Consider the following 18667-nt stretch of genomic DNA (forward strand, 5'->3'; position numbering starts at 1 on the left):
CCCGCACGGGAGTGGAGCGCACCGGGTGTCCTTCGAAGAGGAATGGTCCGCCGCACGCGCCACGGCCGCCGCCAACGCCTCCATGCGGCTCAACCAGGCCCCGCCCCCGGCGGCCCCTGGCGGCGGCGCCGACCTCGCGCTCAACCAGGACCACATCGGCGCCATCGGCAGCGAGGCGTACAAGCTGCACTCCCGCCTCCAGACCGACGGCAAGCACGCCGCCACCGCCTCCGCCGAGGCGGCCGGCGCCCTCTCGAAGGCCGGCTTCGCCAGCGGCGCCGCGCTCGCCAAGGCGAACTCCCACTGGGAGAGCCAGGTCAAGACGCTGGTCGCCGCCTGCGCGCAGATCTCCAACGGGCTGAACTACTCGCTCACCTCGCACGCCAGGGAAGAGCAGCAGCTGTACGCCGAGTTCACGACCTCCAAGCTCGCCGAATACCTCAAGTAGGCGCCCGTGCTGACGTACGAGAACGTGCTGAACGCCCCCGTCGACAAGCTCTCCACCGCCGTCCGCGACTGGCGGGCCGTGGTCACCAAGCTGGAGGAACTGGCCGAGGCCGCCCGCAACGGCATGAAGGCCAAGTCGGACAAGGCCGAATGGAGCGGGGTCACCGCAGGGGTGGCACGGCCGTTCGTGGACAAGACGGCCAAGGAGTTCGAGGACGCCGCCAAAGCGGCCAAGGGCATCCACCAAGCCCTCACCCAGGCCCACGACACCTTCGAGGCCTCCCGCGACCGGCTGAGGAAGATCGCCGAGGAGGAGGCCCCGGCCGCGGGCTTCCGGGTCGACGCGAAGGGGAAGGTCGAGGCGTTACCCCTGACCACCGAAGCGGACCGGTACGCGGCCCGCCACGACCCCGACTACCAGGAGTCCCTCCGCGTCAACCGGCCGCTGTGGCAGGCCAAGATCGACGCCGCCGTCGACGCCTGCGACGACGTCGACCAGTCGCTGGCCCGGCTGCTGAACGCGAACGTCGCCGAGGACCACAACTTCAGCGCCCCGAAATACGCCGGCCTCACCGCCGAACAGGCCGGACGGGCGACCGACCTCGCGCGGAGGGGCCGGGACCTCTCCCACGCCGAACTCACGGAACTCAACGAACTGCTGGCCGACAACGCCAAGCTGCCGGAGTTCTCCACCGTCTTCTACGGCAGCCTCGGCCCCAAGGGCGCGCTCCAGTTCTTCGGGCAGCTCACCACCGACACAGGCGCCCGAGACTTCGACGAGCAGCGTCTGAAGGACATCCAGGACCTTCAGAAGAACCTGGGACTCAACCTCGCCACCGCCACCGACCCGGACAATCCGCAGCACCTGCCGGACCGGTTCGCCCAGGACCTGCGGCGCCTGGGAACGGAGCGGATCGCGCTCTCGAAGTACGACGGCAATCCGCCCTTCGGGTACCAACTGCTCGGCGGCATCATGCGCTACGGGAACTACGACCCGCGCTTCCTGGTGCCCATCGCGGACCATGCCATCCAAGTTCAGCAGCAGGACAAGAACTTCTTCTTCCAGAACAAGCCGATCAACGGCTGGACACAGACCCAGTTCAATCCCTCCGGCGGGAGCGGCGCCGGCTTCGACCCTGTGAACAGCTTCCTGGAGGCACTCGGGCACAGCCCGGAGGCCGCGACGGAGTTCTTCAAGCGCGACGGTTCGGATCTGGTCGCATACAACCAGGACGGCACGGTCAAGGCAGGAGTGCCGCAGCTCGGTAACGACGTCACGAACTACCTGGACTACTTCGCCCACGAGAAGTACGCGAGCCCGACCGACTCCAATGACCTGAACGCGAAGGGCGTGGCCGCAGCGAAGCAGTACATGCCCGCTGCCCTCGGCCACGCCCTGGAAGCCGCGACCCTCGGCCATGCCTGGGACGATAGGGCGCCGGAGCTGAAACGGACCGAGGGTACGGCCGAGGTCATGGAGGCGGTAGTCGCGAAGTACGGGCGTGACGCAGGGCTGCTCAAACACCACGAGGCCCTCGCGGACAGTCTGGGCCGGATGACGGCCGGATACATCGACGACGTCAACTGGGCCCTCAGCGAAGGCGACGAGGACGGTGTGTTCGCCCCTCCCAAGAACGCGCGGGACGGACATGCGGAGCTGGACCGGGAGACCGCGCGCGACCTGCTTAGCGCTCTCGGGCAGCACCCCGATTCGTACGCCACCGTGACCACCGCGGAACGCGTTTACGGTGCCACCGTCCTGGAGTCGCAGGGATTCCATGACGGTCAAATCGACGAAGGGCGCGCCCGATCCACGATCCGGGTCACGGCAGAGGTCCAGGGGATGCTCGACGACTCTCGCGCCGGGCAGCTCGGCGCGGAGACGGCAAAGAAGCACGAGGCGTTCGAGAAGGCAGTCGAGCAACGCAGTGCGTGGATCGAATTCGGTACTTCGGCGGCCATCGGCGGCGCTGTCGCGCTCCTGCCGGCGACGGTCGCCGGTGCCGGAGTGGCTGCGGTGGCCGTGCCGATCGCCATCGACGTGGGTAGCGGTGCGGTGGAACAGGCGGCCTCTTCCGCGATCACCGAGTGGTCGGACAAAGCAGTTGAGAAGAGGAAGGGAGAACTCGACGAGGCCACGCACGCCACTACGAAGGCGCTGTACCAGGCTGGGGAACGCAGCGCTGAGACGCCGCTCAAGCAGTTCCAGGCGCGGCACGCGATCAGCGACACGAGCGTGCTCGGCAACAACCTTCACGACGCGATGGTGATCGGGTACGCGAAGGGCAATTCGCGGGCCGGTCAGCAAGGACATGAGGCAGAGACGGAAGAGACGCCGTGAGGCTCATGCGCCCGGTCGTGGGAGTCATGGGGCTGAGCCTCGTTATGGCCGCCTGTGTCGCTTTGCCGAGGGAGCACGAGCCGGAACCGGAGGGGGTGGAGCCGAGGACGGTCTCCACCGCGCAGGTCTGTGGGGGGACCCTCTTCTCTCCGGAGGCCGGCCGAGCCTTGGAAAAGGTCATGGAAGGAACGGCATTCGTCATCCGCGAGCCCGAGGACGATCGCGGTGCTGCGGACATCGCGCAGGCTGTGGAGAACGCCTACCGTGCGGGGGTCGATATCGAGAACATGCCGAATGGGACCTGCAGGATCAGGGGAGTGCAGAAGGAGAGGGGCGGGCGGATCCCGAAGGCGAGCATGACCTTCATCGCCCGCAGCAAGCACGCGGGACCGGCTGACCTGGTGGGCGCGGAGGGGACTGGCGTGCGCGTCGACCGCGGGATCACGGACCACTCGGTCGTGTTCGACTGCGTCAGCTCCCGGGTCGGGTCCACGGCTGACGCTCCCGTGAGGATCACCGCCCGGTTCGACGGCAGGTCGGCCGGCGAGTACCGCAAGGATCCCAGCAGAGCAGATGACTACCTCACCCTTGTCCACTCCGCCGCACGGTCTGTCGCCGCCGAGCTGGGCTGCCGGGACGACGGTGGGCTGCCCGCGCAGTTCAAGGACCTCGAGCGGTACGTGGACGCCCCGTAGGCGACGGGCGGCCCCGGACGTGCCGAAGACCGTCCGGGGACTCCTGCCTCGGACGGCCTGCGGCTTCGGGAAGCCGTGACCGGAATCGAACCGGCGTAGCTCGCTTTGCAGGCGAGTCCCTCAACCACTCGGGCACACGGCTGGGTGTGGGGTGCGAGTACGAACGTACGGGGTGTCGGTGGGGTCGGGAAGGGGGGTGTGGGGGCTGCAATGTGACTGCCATGCCGCGTTCACAGGCGGCGGGGGCCGGGGTGGCGGCGGCGGGCGGTGCGCGAGGGGACTAGGTCCGGCGGCTGAGGTGGGATCGGTCCAAATGACAGGGGCGTGGGCGGGCTGTGGGCCTTACTCTGGGGCGATGAGTGCCCTTGAACCCGGGATATCCGAGACCGCCGACGCCGTCCCGCCGCCGCAGGGCGGCATTCTGGGGCCGGCGTACCGGACGCTCAGCGTCGGGATCATCTCCGTGATCTTCCTGATCGCGTTCGAGGCCACCGCCGTCGGGACGGCCATGCCCGTCGCCGCGCGGGAGCTGGAGGGGATCGGGCTCTACGCCTTCGGGTTCTCCGCCTACTTCACCACCAGCCTCTTCGCCATGGTCCTGTCCGGCCAGTGGGCCGACCGGCAGGGCCCGTTGCGGCCGCTGACGGTGGGGATCGGGGCCTTCGCCGCCGGGCTGGTGTGCTCCGGGACCGCGCAGCTGATGGGCGTGTTCGTCGTGGGGCGGGCCGTGCAGGGGTTCGGCGGCGGGCTCGTGATCGTCGCCCTGTACGTGGTGATCAGCCGGGCCTACGAGGAGCGGCTGCGGCCCGCCATCATGGCCGCCTTCGCCGCGAGCTGGGTGGTGCCGTCGATCGTCGGGCCGCTGGCCGCGGGGACGGTCACCGAGCACCTGGGCTGGCGGTGGGTGTTCCTCGGGATCCCCGCGCTGGTCGTCGTACCGCTGCTGGTGGCGCTGCCCGCGATCCGGCGCACCGCCTCCGGCCCCGTGGACCCCGGGGCGCCCGTCGCGTTCGACCGGCGGCGGATCCGGCTGGCCCTCGGGATCTCGATGGGCGCCGGGCTGCTCCAGTACGCCGCCCAGGACCTGCGGTGGCTGTCGCTGCTGCCCGGCGTCGTCGGTGCGGCCCTGCTGGTGCCGGCGGTGCTGGGGCTGCTGCCGCGCGGCACCTACCGGGCGCGGCGCGGGCTGCCGTCGGTGGTGCTGCTGCGCGGGGTGGCGGCGGGGGCGTTCATCGGGGCCGAGAGCTTCGTGCCGCTGATGCTGGTCACCCAGCGCGGTCTGAGCCCGACCTGGGCCGGCTTCTCGCTCGCGCTCGGCGGGGTGACGTGGGCGGCCGGTTCCTGGGTGCAGTCGCAGGGGCGGACGGCGCCCTACCGGGAGCGGCTGATGGTCTCCGGGATGGTGATGGTGGCCCTGGCCATCGCCGCGGCCCCGGCGGTGCTGATCGAGGCGGTGCCGGTGTGGACGCTGGCCCTCGCCTGGGCCGTGGGCTCGCTCGGGATGGGCCTGGTGATCGGCTCGACCAGTGTGCTGCTGCTGAAGCTGTCCGCGCCGGAGGAGGCGGGCGCCAACTCGGCCGCGCTGCAGATCTCGGACGCGCTGGCCAATGTGGTGCTGCTCGCGGCCGGGGGTGCGGCGTTCGCCGCGCTGGGCGGGGGAGCGGTGGGCACGGGGCACGTGGCCGCCTCGGCGGACGGGTCCGCCTCGCACCCGGCGGCGTTCCTGGTGGTGTTCCTGCCGATGGCGTGCGTGGCGCTGGTGGGGGCATGGGTGGCGACCCGCCTCGACCCACCGTCGGCCGAGACGGATGCGGACGCGGACGCGGACGCGGAGGACGAGGCCGCCCGCACGCCCCGCACGCCCCCGAAAACGGCGTGAGCCCGCCCGCACCGCTGGCTAGGCTCCGGGGGCGACCGTGAACGAGCTGACCCTGCGGATGTCCCCCGCCGAGCACGCCGAGCCGGCCGACCTCGCCGACGCCACCGGCTCCACCGCCGAGGCGCTCGCGCGGGAAGCCGTACGCGAGCACCTGCGGCGGGAGCGCGAGCGCATCGGGGCGCAGGCCGCGCGGCTGGCGCGGCGGCACGCCGGGCTGCTGAAGCGGCTCGGGGAGTGAGCGCCGCCGACCAGGTCCGGCACCTGACCCTCGCCGAGGTCCTCGACGTCGCCCGGCACGCCTGCCTGGCCCGGGACCAGTCCGTGGAGCTGCGTGCGCCCGGGCTGCTGGAGTCGGCGGTGCACCGGCCGCGGGCGCGGATGTACGGCACCCCGGCCTACGAGGACCCGTACGAACAGGCCGCCGCGCTGCTGCACGGCATCGCGGTGAACCATCCCCTCGTCGACGGGAACAAGCGCACCGCCTGGCTCGCCGCCGCGACCTTCCTCGCCGTGAACGGGGTCGATCCCGCGGCCGCCGACCAGGAGGCCGCGTACCGGCTGGTCGTCGCGGTGGCGTCCGGGGCCGAGACCGAGGTGGCGGTGATCGCCGCCAGGCTGCGGGAGTTGCTCCCGGTGTGACGCTCACCGCACCCGCCGAGGTCACGGGCCTGTCCCTCCTCGAGGGGCGGCTCGGCACCGGTAGGGTGGCCCGGTTGTCCTGCGTCCGACCACGAGAACCAGGGCGACCAGGACGACCACGACTGCCACGACCGCCGAGAGCAACGAACCGGAGACCGTGACTACTACCGCCTCCCACCACCTCTCACCCGCCTTCCCCGGCCGTGCCCCGTGGGGTACCGCCAGCAAGCTGCGAGCCTGGCAGCAGGGAGCGCTGGACAAGTACATCCAGACCCAGCCGCGGGACTTCCTCGCGGTCGCCACCCCCGGCGCCGGCAAGACGACCTTCGCGCTCACCCTGGCCTCCTGGCTGCTGCACCACCACGTGGTCCAGCAGGTGACCGTCGTCGCGCCGACCGAGCACCTGAAGAAGCAGTGGGCCGAAGCGGCCGCCCGGATAGGCATCCGGCTCGACCCGGAGTACTCGGCCGGGCCGCTGAGCAAGGACTACCACGGGGTCGCCGTCACCTACGCGGGCGTCGGCGTGCGCCCGATGCTGCACCGCAACCGCTGCGAGCAGCGCAAGACCCTGGTGATCCTGGACGAGATCCACCACGCGGGCGACTCGAAGTCCTGGGGCGAGGCCTGCCTGGAGGCCTTCGACCCGGCGACCCGGCGCCTGGCGCTGACCGGCACGCCCTTCCGGTCCGACACCAACCCGATCCCCTTCGTCACGTACGAGGAGGGCAACGACGGGATCCGGCGGTCCTCCGCCGACTACACCTACGGCTACGGCAACGCCCTCGGCGACGGCGTCGTCCGGCCCGTGATCTTCCTGTCCTACAGCGGCAACATGCGCTGGCGCACCAAGGCGGGCGACGAGATCGAGGCCCGTCTCGGCGAGCCGATGACCAAGGACGCCATCTCGCAGGCCTGGCGCACGGCGCTGGACCCGCGCGGCGACTGGATGCCGAACGTGCTGCGCGCCGCCGACCAGCGGCTGACGGAGGTCCGCAAGGGCATCCCGGACGCGGGCGGTCTCGTCATCGCCGCCGATCAGGACGCGGCGCGCGCGTACGCGAAGCTGATCCGGGAGATCACCGGGACCAGGCCGACCGTCGTGCTCTCCGACGACACCGGCGCCTCGAAGAACATCGACACGTTCAGCGCGAGCGACGACCGCTGGATGGTCGCGGTCCGCATGGTGTCCGAGGGCGTCGACGTACCGCGCCTCGCGGTGGGCGTGTACGCGACGACGATCTCGACCCCGCTGTTCTTCGCGCAGGCGGTCGGCCGTTTCGTGCGGTCGCGCAGGCGCGGCGAGACGGCCTCCGTGTTCCTTCCGACGATCCCCTACCTCCTCGGCTTCGCGAGCGAGATGGAGGTCGAGCGCGATCACGTCCTCGACCGGCCGAAGAAGGCGGGCGAGGACGAGGACCCGTACGCGGAGTCCGAGAAGGAGATGGAGGAGGCGAACCGGCAGGAGGACGAGGATACCGGCGAGGACGAGCAGATGTCCTTCGAGGCGCTGGAGTCCGACGCCGTCTTCGACCGGGTGCTGTACGACGGCGCCGAGTTCGGCATGCAGGCGCACCCGGGCAGCGAGGAGGAGCAGGACTACCTCGGCATCCCGGGGCTGCTGGAGCCGGACCAGGTGCAGCTGCTGCTGCAGAAGCGGCAGTCGCGGCAGATCGCGCACAGCCGGCGCAGACCGGACGCGGAGGCGGACCTGCTGGAGCTGCCGGCCGAGCGGCGGCCGGTGGTCTCGCACAAGGAGCTGCTGGAGCTGCGGAAGTCGCTGAACACGATGGTGGGCGCGTACGTCCACCAGAGCGGCAAGCCGCACGGGGTGATCCACACCGAGCTGCGCCGGGTGTGCGGCGGGCCGCCGAGCGCGGAGGCGACGGCGGGGCAGCTGAAGGAGCGGATCAAGAAGGTGCAGGAGTGGGCCACGCGGATGCGGTGAGCCGCTCCTGAGTACGCGGAACGGGGTCCGTGCGCTGCTGCGCGCGGACCCCGTTCCCGTGTGCTGTGCGTCAGGCGGAGACGCGGCGACGACGGCCGGTGCCGGCGACCAGGGCCGCACCCATGGCGAGCGCGACACCGCCGGCGCCGAGCGCCCAGCTGGTGGCGGCGTCGGCACCGGTCTCGGCGAGCTCGCCGCCGGTGTGGGTGCTGCCGCCGGTGTTGCCGGAGCCGGTGCTGTTGTCGACGATCGGCGTGGTGCTGCTGCCGCCGTTCGGCTTGGTGTTGCTGTTGCCGCCACCGGTGTTGCCACCGTTGTTGTGGCCGGTGTTGCCGCCGGTGTTGCCACCGCCGGTGTAGCCCTTGACGATCTTCGACTCGACCACGGCCGTGTCGGAGAAGACGTCGTCGTCCACGTTGCTGCCACCGGCGGCGATAACGACGATCTCGCCCGCCGGGGCGCCCGTGGTGAACTTGACGCGGACCTGGAGGCTGACCTTCTTGGCCGGGATGTCGATGTCGTCGCTCAGCAGAGCGACGACGGAGCCGCCCTCGCCCATGATCTCCACGTCGTGCCAGGCACCCTGGTGGAAGATCTGGATCTTGACGTCCGAGGCCTCCAGCTCGGCGGCCTGGTCGGCGACGGCCAGGACGAGCACGTAGCTCTCCTGCGCCTTCCCCTTCGAGTTGTCGACGGTGTACGTCAGGTTGGTCCAGTCGCCGCCCGCCTTGAAGGCGCTCGGGACACCGTTGACGCCGAGGACCGGGCCGGTGGCGACCAGGTCTTCCTCTTCCTCGTCCTGCGCGGCCGGGGCCGGGGCCGGCGCGGGGGCCGGCTTCTCGGCGGCGGGCTTGGCCGGGGCGGGGGCGGGCGCCGGCTTCTCGGCGGCGGGCTTGGCAGGGGTGTCGACGGCCGGCGCCGCCTCCTTGGCCGGGGTTTCGGCGGCGGGCGCCGCGTCGTCCTTCGGAGCCGCGTCCGGCGTGGTGACGGCCGGGTTCTGGGCCTCGTCCGCCATCGCGGGCGTGGCCATCAGGACCGTCGGGCCCACCACGGCGGCAGCGGCCACGACGGCCATGCGCTTCAGCTTCACTGTTGCTTCTCTCCCCTGATAAGCGTTCGAGGCTTGCGTTGCCCGCTCCCCCCAACATCATTTTTGAACACGATCAGAGTAAGGCCCGTGTAAACCGGTTTTCGGTCAATGGACATTACGAATCGATACAGCTGCGCGAAGAAAACGGCTTAAACCGGCAGTAGGCGACCGGATTCTGGACGAGGCCTTTCGCTCAGCGGACTCGCTCGCTACTGTCCCCGCATCGAACGCCCCGTGGCAGCGCCGCCGCGGGAGCGCAGCCGGTGCCATGGCCGCTACCGGCGGCCTCTCCATGCGTCGCCGTGGGACCGGCAGCACCGCACCGCATGAGAGTCACCGCCGCCCACCTAAAACAGAGGGAGAGGCGTCGTGACCGCGGAAACCTCCCAGACTCTCGACCGAGGGCTCAGGGTCCTCAAGCTGCTCGCCGACACCGACCACGGTCTGACCGTCACCGAGCTCTCCAACCGCCTCGGTGTCAACCGCACGGTGGTCTACCGTCTGCTCGCCACGCTCGAGCAGCACGCCCTGGTCCGCCGCGACCTCGGCGGCCGGGCCCGCGTCGGGCTCGGCGTGCTGCGCCTGGGCCGGCAGGTCCACCCGCTCGTGCGCGAGGCGGCCCTGCCCGCGCTGCGCTCGCTCGCCGAGGACATAGGGGCCACCGCGCACCTGACCCTCGTCGACGGCACCGAGGCGCTCGCCGTGGCCGTCGTCGAGCCCACCTGGACCGACTACCACGTGGCCTACCGGGCCGGCTTCCGCCACCCGCTGGACCGCGGCGCGGCCGGCCGGGCCATCCTGGCCGCCCGCCAGGGCTCGCTGATCGAGCCCGGCTACACCCTGACCCACGGGGAGCTGGAGGCGGGCGCCAGCGGTGCCGCCGCTCCGCTCGTCGGCATCACCGGACTGGAGGGCAGCGTCGGCGTCGTGATGCTGGCCGACGCCGTGCCGGAGCGGGTCGGGCCCCGCGTGGTCGACGCGGCCCGCGAGGTCGCCGACGCCCTGCGCTGAGGGGCGCGGACACGGGCGGCGCGGGCCGGGCGGTCCGGGTCGGTAGATTGACCGGGTGCTCTCACGCCTCACACGTCTGCCGCGTCCCGCCGCCCTGGCCGTCTGCGCCGCGCCCGTCCTCGGACTGTTCGCCGTCGCGGCCCTCGCGCCGCTGCCCTTCGTGGTGGCCGTGCCCGGCCCCACGGCCGACGTGCTGGGCACCGACCAGGGCAAGCCGGTGATCACCGTCACCGGCGCCCCGGTCCGGGACACCAAGGGCCAGCTCCGGATGACCACCATCCGGGCGACCGGCCCCTCCTCGACGATGACGCTGCACGAGCTGATCGACCACTGGTTCAAGGGCGACGAGGCGGTCATGCCCAGGGAGTCCGTCTATCCCTCGGGCGGGAGCGACCGGCAGATCGAGGAGCACAACCTGGAGGAAATGGCCCAGTCGCAGTCGGCCGCCGTGACCGCCGCCCTCGGCTACCTCCGCAAGGACCCCAAGGACATCAAGGTCCGGCTCGACCTCGCCGACGTCGGCGGCCCGAGCGCCGGGCTCCTCTTCACCCTCGGCATCGTCGACAAGCTCGTCGGCGACGGCAGCGGCGGCGACCTCACCGGAGGCCGCAGCATCGCCGGCACGGGAACCATCAGCGCCGACGGCACGGTCGGCGCGGTCGGCGGAGTGGGCCTGAAGACGCAGGCCGCGCGGCGCGACGGGGCGACCGTGTTCCTCGTGCCGAAGGCGGAGTGTTCGGACGCGAAGTCCGAACTCCCCGAGGGGCTTCAGCTGATCCCCGTCACTTCGCTGACGGACGCGGTGAACTCGCTTCGGGCGCTGAACCGGAGTGAGAACGTGCCGTCCTGCTGACGGACGGCTTCGCGTTCAGACCGCGCCAGGCGGGGAAGAGCAGCGGGGCGCTGGTCGCCAGGAGGTAGACGGCGGCGAACAGGAGCAGGGCCGTGGTCACCCCGAAGCCGTCGACCAGCAGGCCCGCCGCGAGGCCGCCCATCGGCATGGCCAGCTCGCCGCCCGCCATGCTCACGCTGGAGACACGGCTGCGCAGGTCCTCCGGTACGAGCTCGGCCACGACGGTGGTCAGGATCGGGTTGAGTACGCCCGCGCCCAGGCCGGCCAGGGCCATGGTGACCGCGAGGGGCAGCGGGGTGTCGGTGACGGCGGCGACCACGTAGCGGGTGGCCCCGGAGACGAGGAAGGCTCCCGCGAAGACGGCTCTGCGGGGGAAGCGTTCGCCCCAGGCGCCGTAGAGGAGGGCGCCCAGCAGGGCGAAGCCGTCGAAGAGGGAGACCATCAGGCCGAGGGTGGTGGCGCCGCCGAGGTCCTCGCGGCCGTGGACCGGCAGGAGGACGGAGGACCAGCCCTGGTCCAGCCCGTTGGTCGTCATCACCATGAGGGTGATGCCCATCAGGAGCCGTGAGTGGATCAGGAACCGCCAGCCCTCGGCGAGCTCGGCGCGGTAGGCGGCGAAGGAGGGTCTCTCCCGGGTGCGCTGGGGTTCCGCGGCCGGGACGCCACGCAGGAAGGCGGAGACGAGGAGTGCGGACGCGGCGAAGGTGGCCGCGTCCAGGAGGAGGACGGTCTCGGCTCCGAACACCGAGATCAGTACGCCCGCCACCGCGGCGCCGACCATCCGGGCCCCGCGCGAGACGGCGTCGTAGAGGCTCGCCGCCCGGGCGATGGTGGTGTCCGCGTGCTCGGCGAGGCTGGGCAGCAGGACGTAGCGGGCGGTCAGGCCGGGGGTGTGCACGAGACCGCCGACGGCCATCAGCGCGCACAGCATCCAGAATTCGAGCAGGTCCGCAGAGTGGAGGAGGGGGATCGCGCCGACCGACAGGGCACAGATCACGTCCGAGGCGACGGAGACCCTGCGGCGGCCGATCCGGTCGATGACCGGGCCGCCGACGAGTGCTGCGATCACCACCGGCAGGGTGGCGCAGAAGGCGACGACGCCGGCCCGTCCGGCGCTGCCAGTGGTCTGGAGCACGAACCACGGGACGCCGATCAGGGTCAGGGAACTCCCCGCTATGGAGATCGTGTTGGCCGCCAGGACCGCCGCGAAGGGCCGCCGGCTCATGCGGCGTTCTGCCGGATGCGATGGTGGACGTGGGCCGGCTGCATCAGGCGTATGCCGGCGGCGACCAGGGCCTCGCCGAGACGGTTGCGCAGGGCCGGCAGGGCCGGGGAGGGGCTGGGGGCGGCCTCCCGGGCGAGGTGCCAGACGGCGGCCTCGGCGGCGAGGGCGGCGGTGCGGGCGGCGTGGATCTGGGCGTGCGTGAAGGCGTGCATGGCAGGACTCCTTCTGCGGATGCGGCGGATGCGGCGGAGCGAAGGGGGAGAGGGGAGGGGGCTATTCGGTGGTGCGGCGCGGGAAGGCGTGGGTGTGGATGCGGACCGTTTCCACCTCCTCCGCGTTCCCGGCGGGCGGCAGGTCCCGGTAGCTGTTGATCAGCTCGTGGAGCTTGTGGACCAGTTCATGGGTCTGCCCGGCGGTCAGACGGAGGGTGAAGTCGCTGAGGTCGCTGGAACCGCGCCAGGCCGGCGACCAGTCGACCGATTCGCCGAGCCAGGAGGTCAGCTCCTGCGTGTGGATCTTCATGATCTCGGCCAGGAAGACCTCGGCCGCCCCTCGCGTCTCGGGGTTGTCGTCGAGGACGAGCGAGTCGTCGAGGCGCGTGCCGTCGTGCGCGGCCTTCCACCAGCGCTCACGGCCCTTGCCCCGCTCGGGCGCATCCTCGATGAACCCGTGGGCGGCGAGCTGGCGCAGGTGGTAGCTGGTGGCCCCACTGGATTCTCCGAGCCGCTCCGCCAGCTGTGAAGCGGTGGCCGGGCCGCTCATGCGCAGGGCGCGGAGCAGCCGCATGCGCAGGGGGTGGGCGAGGCCCCGCAGGGAGCGGGAGTCCAGCGTCCGGACCTTGGGCTCCGGGGGTGGTGGGGGTGTCGCGGCCGCGGGGCCGCTTTCGGGAGGGGGTCCGGGGGCGGGGTGGGGTTCGGGGCTGGGTTCGGGAGTGGCGTTCTTTCCGGGCATGCCTCAAGCGTAGGGTTGCAAAGGCTTCTGTGCAAGCATTTCTTTGCAACCACTTCTTTGGAACTCTGCCGCGGGGATCAGCCGTCCGCCGCCGCCTGTTCCACCAGCGGGATGATCCGCAGGGGGACCGGGTTCTCCATGACGATCGCCGTGGAGGCGCGGACGATCCCCTCGAAGCCCACCACCCGGTCGATCACCCGCTGGAGGTCGGCGTTGGACCGGGCCACGAGCCGGCACAGCATGTCCCCGTGCCCCGTCGTCGTGTGCAGCTCCAGCACCTCGGGGACGCCCGACAGGTGGGCCCGTACGTCCGCCCCCTGGCCCTGCTTGATCTCCAGCGTGGCGAAGGCGGTCACCGGATACCCCAGCGCGGTCGGGTCCACCTGCGGCCCGAAACCGCGGATGACCCCGTTGGACTGGAGCCGGTCCAGGCGCGCCTGCACCGTGCCGCGCGCCACGCCGAGCCGGCGCGACGCCTCCAGGACCCCGATCCTGGGCTCGCGCGCCAGCAGGACGATGAGACGGCCGTCGAGCTCGTCGATACCCATGGGAACCCTTCCTTGATCGGCTGCGCATACTGCACAGATCCTTCAGTCATGCTGGGGCCGCGCTGGGCAATCTGTACAGCGGAAAAGGAAACTATTGCGCAGCTTGTGGAAGGGCGGGAATCTGCGCTTATGACTGAGACCCTGGACACCACCCCGCAGACCGCGCGTGAGGCAGACCCCTTCCCGGTGAAGGGCATGGACGCGGTCGTCTTCGCCGTCGGCAACGCCAAGCAGGCCGCGCACTACTACTCGACCGCCTTCGGCATGAAGCTCGTGGCCTACTCCGGACCGGAGAACGGAAGCCGTGAGACCGCCAGCTACGTCCTGACCAACGGCTCCGCGCGGTTCGTCCTGACCTCGGTCATCAAGGCGACCACCGACCACGGCCGCTTCATCGCCGAGCACGTCGCCGAGCACGGCGACGGCGTCATCGACCTCGCCATCGAGGTCCCCGACGCCCGCGCGGCCTACGCGTACGCCGTCGAGCAGGGTGCGCGCGGCCTGGACGAGCCGTACGAGGTCAAGGACGAGAACGGCACCGTCGTGCTCGCCTCGATCGCCACGTACGGCCAGACCCGCCACACCCTCGTCGAGCGCGTCGACTACACCGGCCCCTACCTGCCGGGCTACGTGGCCGTGGAGCCGATGGTGGCCCCGCCCGCCAAGCGGACCTTCCAGGCGATCGACCACTGCGTCGGCAACGTCGAGCTGGGCCGCATGAACGAGTGGGTCTCGTTCTACAACAAGGTCATGGGCTTCACGAACATGAAGGAGTTCGTGGGCGACGACATCGCGACCGAGTACTCGGCGCTGATGTCGAAGGTGGTCGCGGACGGCACCAAGAAGGTGAAGTTCCCCATCAACGAGCCGGCGATCGCGAAGAAGAAGTCGCAGATCGACGAGTACCTGGAGTTCTACAACGGGCCGGGCGTCCAGCACATCGCGCTCGCCTCGAACGACATCGTCGCGACGGTGCGGAGCATGCGGGCCGCGGGCGTCCAGTTCCTGTCCGTGCCGGACACCTACTACGACACGCTGGGCGAGTGGGTCGGCGACACGCGCGTGCCGATCGACGAACTGCGCGAGCTGAAGATCCTCGCCGACCGTGACGAGGACGGCTACCTGCTGCAGATCTTCACCAAGCCGGTGCAGGACCGTCCGACGGTGTTCTTCGAGATCATCGAGCGGCACGGGTCCATGGGCTTCGGCAAGGGCAACTTCAAGGCGCTGTTCGAGGCGATCGAGCGGGAGCAGGAGAAGCGGGGCAACCTCTAGGTCGCCCGGCCCGGGGGTGATGCGGCCCCGCCGGTTGTCTCCGGCGGGGCCGTTGGCCTGTACGGCCCGGGGCGGGGGCGGTGGGCGCCGCCGCGCGGGCTGCTCCCCGCCCCCGCCCTTCGCCCGTTCCCCGGGGCTGTACCCCGGACCCCCGTTCCCGGGGGCTCCGCCCCCAGACTCCCGCGCCACAAGCGCCGGCGGGGCTGGAGGGGGCTTGCGGGGCTCGGGCTGCGGCTCAGGCGCCGGCCGGGCGGGTCAGGTGGTGGCGGGCTTCGGTTTGGCCGTCGCGGGCTTCGGCTTCGGCGGATTCGGTTCCGGGAGGTCCGGGGCCACCCACGGGGTGCGGGGCCGCATGTTCTCCGGGCCGCCCGCCGGGGGCTGGCCGATGGCCGACAGGGCCTCCTTCGCCAGCGGGGCCCGCAGCGGGGAGAAGACCGGGTTCGTGCGCAGCGCCGTCTGCAGGCTCCGGCGGGCCGCCGCCTCGTCGCCCAGGCCGCGTTCGATCACCGCCCGGTGGTAGGAGAACTCCGCGCTCCGCAGCCCGAGGTCGGTCGCCTTCTTCGCGTACTCCAGGGCCTGCTCGTCCTCGCCGTTCCGGTGCAGCGCCCACCCCAGGGCGTCGGCCACCTGCACGCTCTTGTGCCGGGCCCATTCCGCCGACAGGCGGCGTACCGCCCGGGCCGGATCGCCGTGGTCCGCCTCGTACAGGCCGAGGACCACCTCCTCGTTGACCCCGTTCGCCTCGCCCGCCGCCGCCAGCGCCGCCAGGGACCGGTACTGCGCCCGCGCCTCCTCCGGCCGCTCCAGCGACTCCAGCAGCTCCCCCAGCTCCAGCGCCAGCCGCGGCACCGGGGTGCGTCCCAGCGCCAGCCGGTAGTCGCGTACGGCCTCCCCGCCCCGCCCCAGCGCGGCCAGCGCCCTGGCCCGGCCGCCGAGCGCCTCTCCCTGCGCCGGATCGGTGCGCAGCGCGCCCTCGTACTGGCGCAGTGCCTCGCCCGGGTCGCCCCGCTCCCATGCCAGCTCCCCGAGCCGGAACAGCACGTACGCCTTCTCCGCCGGGGACTCCGCCTCCCCGCCCGCCGCCTCCAGCGCCACCACCGCGTCCTCGCGCCAGCCCCGGTCGCGGTACACCTGAGCGGCCCTCAGGTGCGCGGCCAGCCCCGGCCGTAGCTCCATCAGCCGGTCCATCGCCCGCTGCGCGGCCTTGTAGTCGCCGAGGCCCGTGTACGCGTCCACGAGGACCGGGTACGCCGTCCAGCGCCGCGGCGCCTGCGCCCGTACCAGCTCGCCCCACTTCCTCGCCGTCCCGAAGTCCCGCCGGGCGCCGGCCAGCGCGCCCATGCCCGTCATCGCGTCGAGGTTGCCCTTCTCGGCGGGGCGGGCCTCCAGCGACCGCTTGAGCGCCTTCTCCGCCTTCGGGTACCACCCGGAATCGGCCGTCCGCCGGGCCTGTTCCAGGTACGCCGAGCCGAGCACCGCCCACGAAGCGTCGTCCCGCGGGTGCGCGGCGACCCATTTCTCCCGGTCCGCGACCAGCGCCGTCAGGTCCACCGCCGCCGCCGGCGCGCCCATGCCCACCGCCGACGCGGCCCGTTCGCTCGGCCCCGGAGGGCGTGCGTCGTCACCGGTGCGGGCCGGGCGGATCAGCAGGGCCCCGGCGATGAGGACCACCGCTACCGCGGCCGCCACGACCGTCTTGCGGCCGGTGAAGTTCACGGGTGGCGCGGGCTGCTGGGATTGCTCGTCGAAACCGTGCATGCGCTCACTGTGCGTCAATATGAAGAGCGCGCCGAGGTGTCCGAAGCCGGTCGCGGCCGTGTTCACACCGATGGCCCCGGCTGCCACTGTGGCCCCATGGATGACGATCTCATGGCCCGGCTCGGTGAAGGACTCCCGCCCGAGGCGCTGCTGACCGACCCTCAGGTGACCGCCTCCTACGCCCACGACACGGCCGGCTTCTGCGCCGCCGGCACCCCGGCCGCCGTCGTCCTTCCCCGGACCGTGGAGCAGGTCCGGCACGTCATGCGCACCGCCACCGCCCTACGGGTCCCCGTGGTCCCGCAGGGCGCCCGCACGGGCCTGTCCGGGGGTGCCAACGCCTCCGACGGCTGCATCGTGCTGTCCCTGGTGAAGATGGACCGGATCCTGGAGGTGTCCGCCGTCGACCGGATCGCCGTCGTCGAGCCGGGCGTGGTCAACGCGGTCCTCTCCCGGGCCGTCGCCGAACAGGGCCTGTACTACCCGCCCGACCCCTCCAGCCGGGAGCAGTGCACCATCGGCGGCAACATCGGCACCGCGTCCGGCGGGCTGTGCTGCGTGAAGTACGGGGTCACCGCCGAGTACGTGCTTGGCCTCGACGTGGTGCTGGCCGACGGGCGGCTGCTGCGCACGGGACGGCGTACCGCCAAGGGCGTCGCCGGGTACGACCTGACGCGGCTGTTCGTCGGCTCCGAGGGCACCCTCGGCGTGGTGGTCGGAGCCGTCCTCGCGCTGCGGCCGGCGCCGCCCCGGCAGCTGGCGCTCGCCGCCGAGTTCCCTTCGGTGGCGGCCGCCTGCGAGGCCGTCTGCGCCGTCATGGAGGCCGGCCTGACGCCCTCGCTGCTGGAGCTGATGGACCGTACGACCGTCCGCGCCGTCAACGCCCTGGGGAAGATCGGCCTGCCCGAGAGCACGGAGGCGCTGCTGCTCGCCGCCTTCGACACCCCGGACGCGCCCGCCGGCCTGGCGGCCGTCGGCGGGCTCTGCGCCGCCGCCGGGGCGAGCGCCGTCGTACCCGCCGAGGACGAGGCGGAGACGGAACTGCTGCTCCGGGCCCGCCGGATGTCCCTCACCGCCCTGGAGGCGCTGCGGCCCGCGACGATGATCGACGACGTATGCGTCCCGCGGTCGCGGCTCGCCGAGATGCTGGACGGGACGGCCGCCATCGCCGCGGAACACGACCTGCTCATCGGCGTCTGCGCGCACGCCGGCGACGGCAACACCCACCCGGTGGTCTGCTTCGACCCCGCCGACGAGGACGAGACGCGGCGCGCCCGGGAGTCCTTCGACGCGATCATGGCCCTGGGGCTGTCCCTGGGCGGGACTATCACCGGGGAGCACGGCGTCGGGGTGCTGAAGAAGGAGTGGCTGGCACGGGAACTGGGGCCGGTCGGCCTGGAGATGCAGCGCGCCGTCAAACGGGCCTTCGACCCGCTCGGACTGCTGAACCCCGGCAAGCTCTTCTGACGGCCGGCCCGTGCGCGGCGGGACGCGGCGGGTCACAGGTCCCCGTCCGCGGGCTCGTCGGAGGGCCACGGGTCGCGCAGCCACAGCTCGTCGGCGGGGGTGGGGGTGAGCAGCGCGGCCAGGGCGTCGTCCAGGCCGAGCCGCTCCGCCTCCGTCCCCGGGGGGACCATGTGCAGGGTGCGCTCCAGCCAGGCCGACACCGCACCCGCCGGGGCCTCCAGGAGGGCGTCGCCGTCCGGAGAGCTCAGCGCCATGCACAGGACGGACTCGCCGCCGATCTTCGTGGGCCAGATCCGGACGTCTCCCTGGCCGCACGGGCGGAACACCCCCTCGACGAGCAGCTCGCGGGCGAACGTCCAGTTGACCGGCATGCTGGAGCCGGAGTGGAAGGTGACGTGCACGGCGTAGGGGTCGTCGGTGAGGTACAGCAGCTTCGCGGGGACGGGGATGCTGCGCTCGGGTGACAGGACCAGCTTGAGTTCCAGTTCGCGCTCGACGACGGGGTGGTGGTGCATGGCGGCCTCACTTCGGGCGTTCGCAGGC

18 protein-coding genes and 1 tRNA gene are annotated in these 18667 nt (G+C 72.0%); 11 read left to right on the forward strand and 8 right to left on the reverse strand.

Annotated features, from left to right (window positions below; translation table 11 throughout):
* Window positions 1–25 precede the first annotated feature (25 nt).
* The 3 genes from ACFY7H_RS23320 to ACFY7H_RS23330 are packed head-to-tail and all read left to right on the forward strand — an operon-like array spanning window position 26 to window position 3483.
* Window positions 26–448: a hypothetical protein gene (locus ACFY7H_RS23320; RefSeq protein WP_388940897.1), complete on the forward strand. Its 423-nt coding sequence runs from the start codon at window positions 26–28 to the stop codon at window positions 446–448.
* A gap of 6 nt (window positions 449–454) precedes the next feature.
* On the forward strand, window positions 455–2788 hold the full coding sequence (locus tag ACFY7H_RS23325) for a hypothetical protein (RefSeq protein WP_388940900.1): 2334 nt from the start codon (window positions 455–457) through the stop codon (window positions 2786–2788).
* On the forward strand, window positions 2785–3483 hold the full coding sequence (locus ACFY7H_RS23330; protein ID WP_388940902.1) for a hypothetical protein: 699 nt from the start codon (window positions 2785–2787) through the stop codon (window positions 3481–3483). Before ACFY7H_RS23325 ends, ACFY7H_RS23330 begins: the two co-directional genes overlap by 4 nt.
* A 70-nt stretch (window positions 3484–3553) precedes the next feature.
* Here the strand turns inward: ACFY7H_RS23330 and ACFY7H_RS23335 are convergent.
* Window positions 3554–3625, reverse strand: a tRNA-Cys gene (locus tag ACFY7H_RS23335).
* Between the two features lie 213 nt (window positions 3626–3838).
* Here ACFY7H_RS23335 and ACFY7H_RS23340 point away from each other — a divergent pair.
* The 4 genes from ACFY7H_RS23340 (at window position 3839) to ACFY7H_RS23355 (ending at window position 7946) form a co-directional block, all read left to right on the forward strand.
* Window positions 3839–5362, forward strand: coding sequence for an MFS transporter (locus tag ACFY7H_RS23340; protein ID WP_388940905.1), 1524 nt, complete (start codon window positions 3839–3841; stop codon window positions 5360–5362).
* 37 nt (window positions 5363–5399) lie between these two features.
* Window positions 5400–5600 carry a hypothetical protein gene (locus ACFY7H_RS23345; protein WP_388940907.1) on the forward strand — a complete coding sequence of 67 codons (201 nt, stop codon included), beginning with the start codon at window positions 5400–5402 and terminating at the stop codon, window positions 5598–5600.
* Entirely contained in the window at window positions 5597–6001 is a 405-nt protein-coding gene (locus ACFY7H_RS23350; RefSeq protein ID WP_388940910.1) for a type II toxin-antitoxin system death-on-curing family toxin, read from the forward strand. Before ACFY7H_RS23345 ends, ACFY7H_RS23350 begins: the two co-directional genes overlap by 4 nt.
* 157 nt (window positions 6002–6158) lie before the next feature.
* Complete coding sequence (locus ACFY7H_RS23355) at window positions 6159–7946, forward strand: DEAD/DEAH box helicase (protein WP_388940913.1); 1788 nt, start codon at window positions 6159–6161, stop codon at window positions 7944–7946.
* Between the two features lie 70 nt (window positions 7947–8016).
* Here ACFY7H_RS23355 and ACFY7H_RS23360 read toward each other — a convergent pair whose 3' ends face one another.
* On the reverse strand, window positions 8017–9036 hold the full coding sequence (locus ACFY7H_RS23360; RefSeq protein ID WP_388940915.1) for a hypothetical protein: 1020 nt from the start codon (window positions 9034–9036) through the stop codon (window positions 8017–8019).
* A gap of 369 nt (window positions 9037–9405) precedes the next feature.
* Between ACFY7H_RS23360 and ACFY7H_RS23365 the strand changes: the two genes are divergently transcribed.
* Window positions 9406–10047: an IclR family transcriptional regulator gene (locus ACFY7H_RS23365; RefSeq protein WP_007264382.1), complete on the forward strand. Its 642-nt coding sequence runs from the start codon at window positions 9406–9408 to the stop codon at window positions 10045–10047.
* Between the two features lie 55 nt (window positions 10048–10102).
* Window positions 10103–10900 (forward strand): S16 family serine protease, encoded by a 798-nt coding sequence (locus tag ACFY7H_RS23370; RefSeq protein ID WP_388940919.1) that lies wholly within the window; start codon window positions 10103–10105, stop codon window positions 10898–10900.
* Here the strand turns inward: ACFY7H_RS23370 and ACFY7H_RS23375 are convergent.
* The 4 genes from ACFY7H_RS23375 to ACFY7H_RS23390 form a co-directional block, all read right to left on the reverse strand.
* Window positions 10830–12125: an MFS transporter gene (locus ACFY7H_RS23375; RefSeq protein ID WP_388940922.1), complete on the reverse strand. Its 1296-nt coding sequence runs from the start codon at window positions 12123–12125 to the stop codon at window positions 10830–10832. The genes ACFY7H_RS23370 and ACFY7H_RS23375 overlap by 71 nt on opposite strands.
* On the reverse strand, window positions 12122–12337 hold the full coding sequence (locus ACFY7H_RS23380) for a hypothetical protein (protein WP_388940925.1): 216 nt from the start codon (window positions 12335–12337) through the stop codon (window positions 12122–12124). Before ACFY7H_RS23380 ends, ACFY7H_RS23375 begins: the two co-directional genes overlap by 4 nt.
* A 61-nt stretch (window positions 12338–12398) precedes the next feature.
* On the reverse strand, window positions 12399–13076 hold the full coding sequence (locus ACFY7H_RS23385; protein ID WP_388940928.1) for a helix-turn-helix domain-containing protein: 678 nt from the start codon (window positions 13074–13076) through the stop codon (window positions 12399–12401).
* Window positions 13077–13153: 77 nt separating this feature from the next.
* Window positions 13154–13624, reverse strand: a complete 471-nt coding sequence (locus ACFY7H_RS23390; RefSeq protein ID WP_125816769.1) for an Lrp/AsnC family transcriptional regulator — start codon at window positions 13622–13624, stop codon at window positions 13154–13156.
* 129 nt (window positions 13625–13753) lie between these two features.
* Between ACFY7H_RS23390 and hppD the strand changes: the two genes are divergently transcribed.
* On the forward strand, window positions 13754–14899 hold the full coding sequence (hppD, locus tag ACFY7H_RS23395) for a 4-hydroxyphenylpyruvate dioxygenase (RefSeq protein ID WP_388940933.1): 1146 nt from the start codon (window positions 13754–13756) through the stop codon (window positions 14897–14899).
* A 255-nt stretch (window positions 14900–15154) separates the two neighbouring features.
* On the opposite strand, the gene ACFY7H_RS23400 is transcribed toward hppD, so the two are convergent.
* Window positions 15155–16657: a tetratricopeptide repeat protein gene (locus tag ACFY7H_RS23400; protein WP_388940936.1), complete on the reverse strand. Its 1503-nt coding sequence runs from the start codon at window positions 16655–16657 to the stop codon at window positions 15155–15157.
* A 96-nt stretch (window positions 16658–16753) separates the two neighbouring features.
* Between ACFY7H_RS23400 and ACFY7H_RS23405 the strand changes: the two genes are divergently transcribed.
* The gene (locus ACFY7H_RS23405) at window positions 16754–18124 is read left to right on the forward strand and encodes an FAD-binding oxidoreductase (protein ID WP_388940938.1); all 1371 of its coding nucleotides are present in this window, start codon (window positions 16754–16756) and stop codon (window positions 18122–18124) included.
* Between the two features lie 32 nt (window positions 18125–18156).
* Here ACFY7H_RS23405 and ACFY7H_RS23410 read toward each other — a convergent pair whose 3' ends face one another.
* Window positions 18157–18639 carry an SsgA family sporulation/cell division regulator gene (locus ACFY7H_RS23410; protein WP_388940941.1) on the reverse strand — a complete coding sequence of 161 codons (483 nt, stop codon included), beginning with the start codon at window positions 18637–18639 and terminating at the stop codon, window positions 18157–18159.
* Window positions 18640–18667: the final 28 nt, after the last annotated feature.

Source organism: Streptomyces sp. NPDC012794, from assembly GCF_042901085.1.
Taxonomy (GTDB): Bacteria; Actinomycetota; Actinomycetes; order Streptomycetales; family Streptomycetaceae; genus Streptomyces.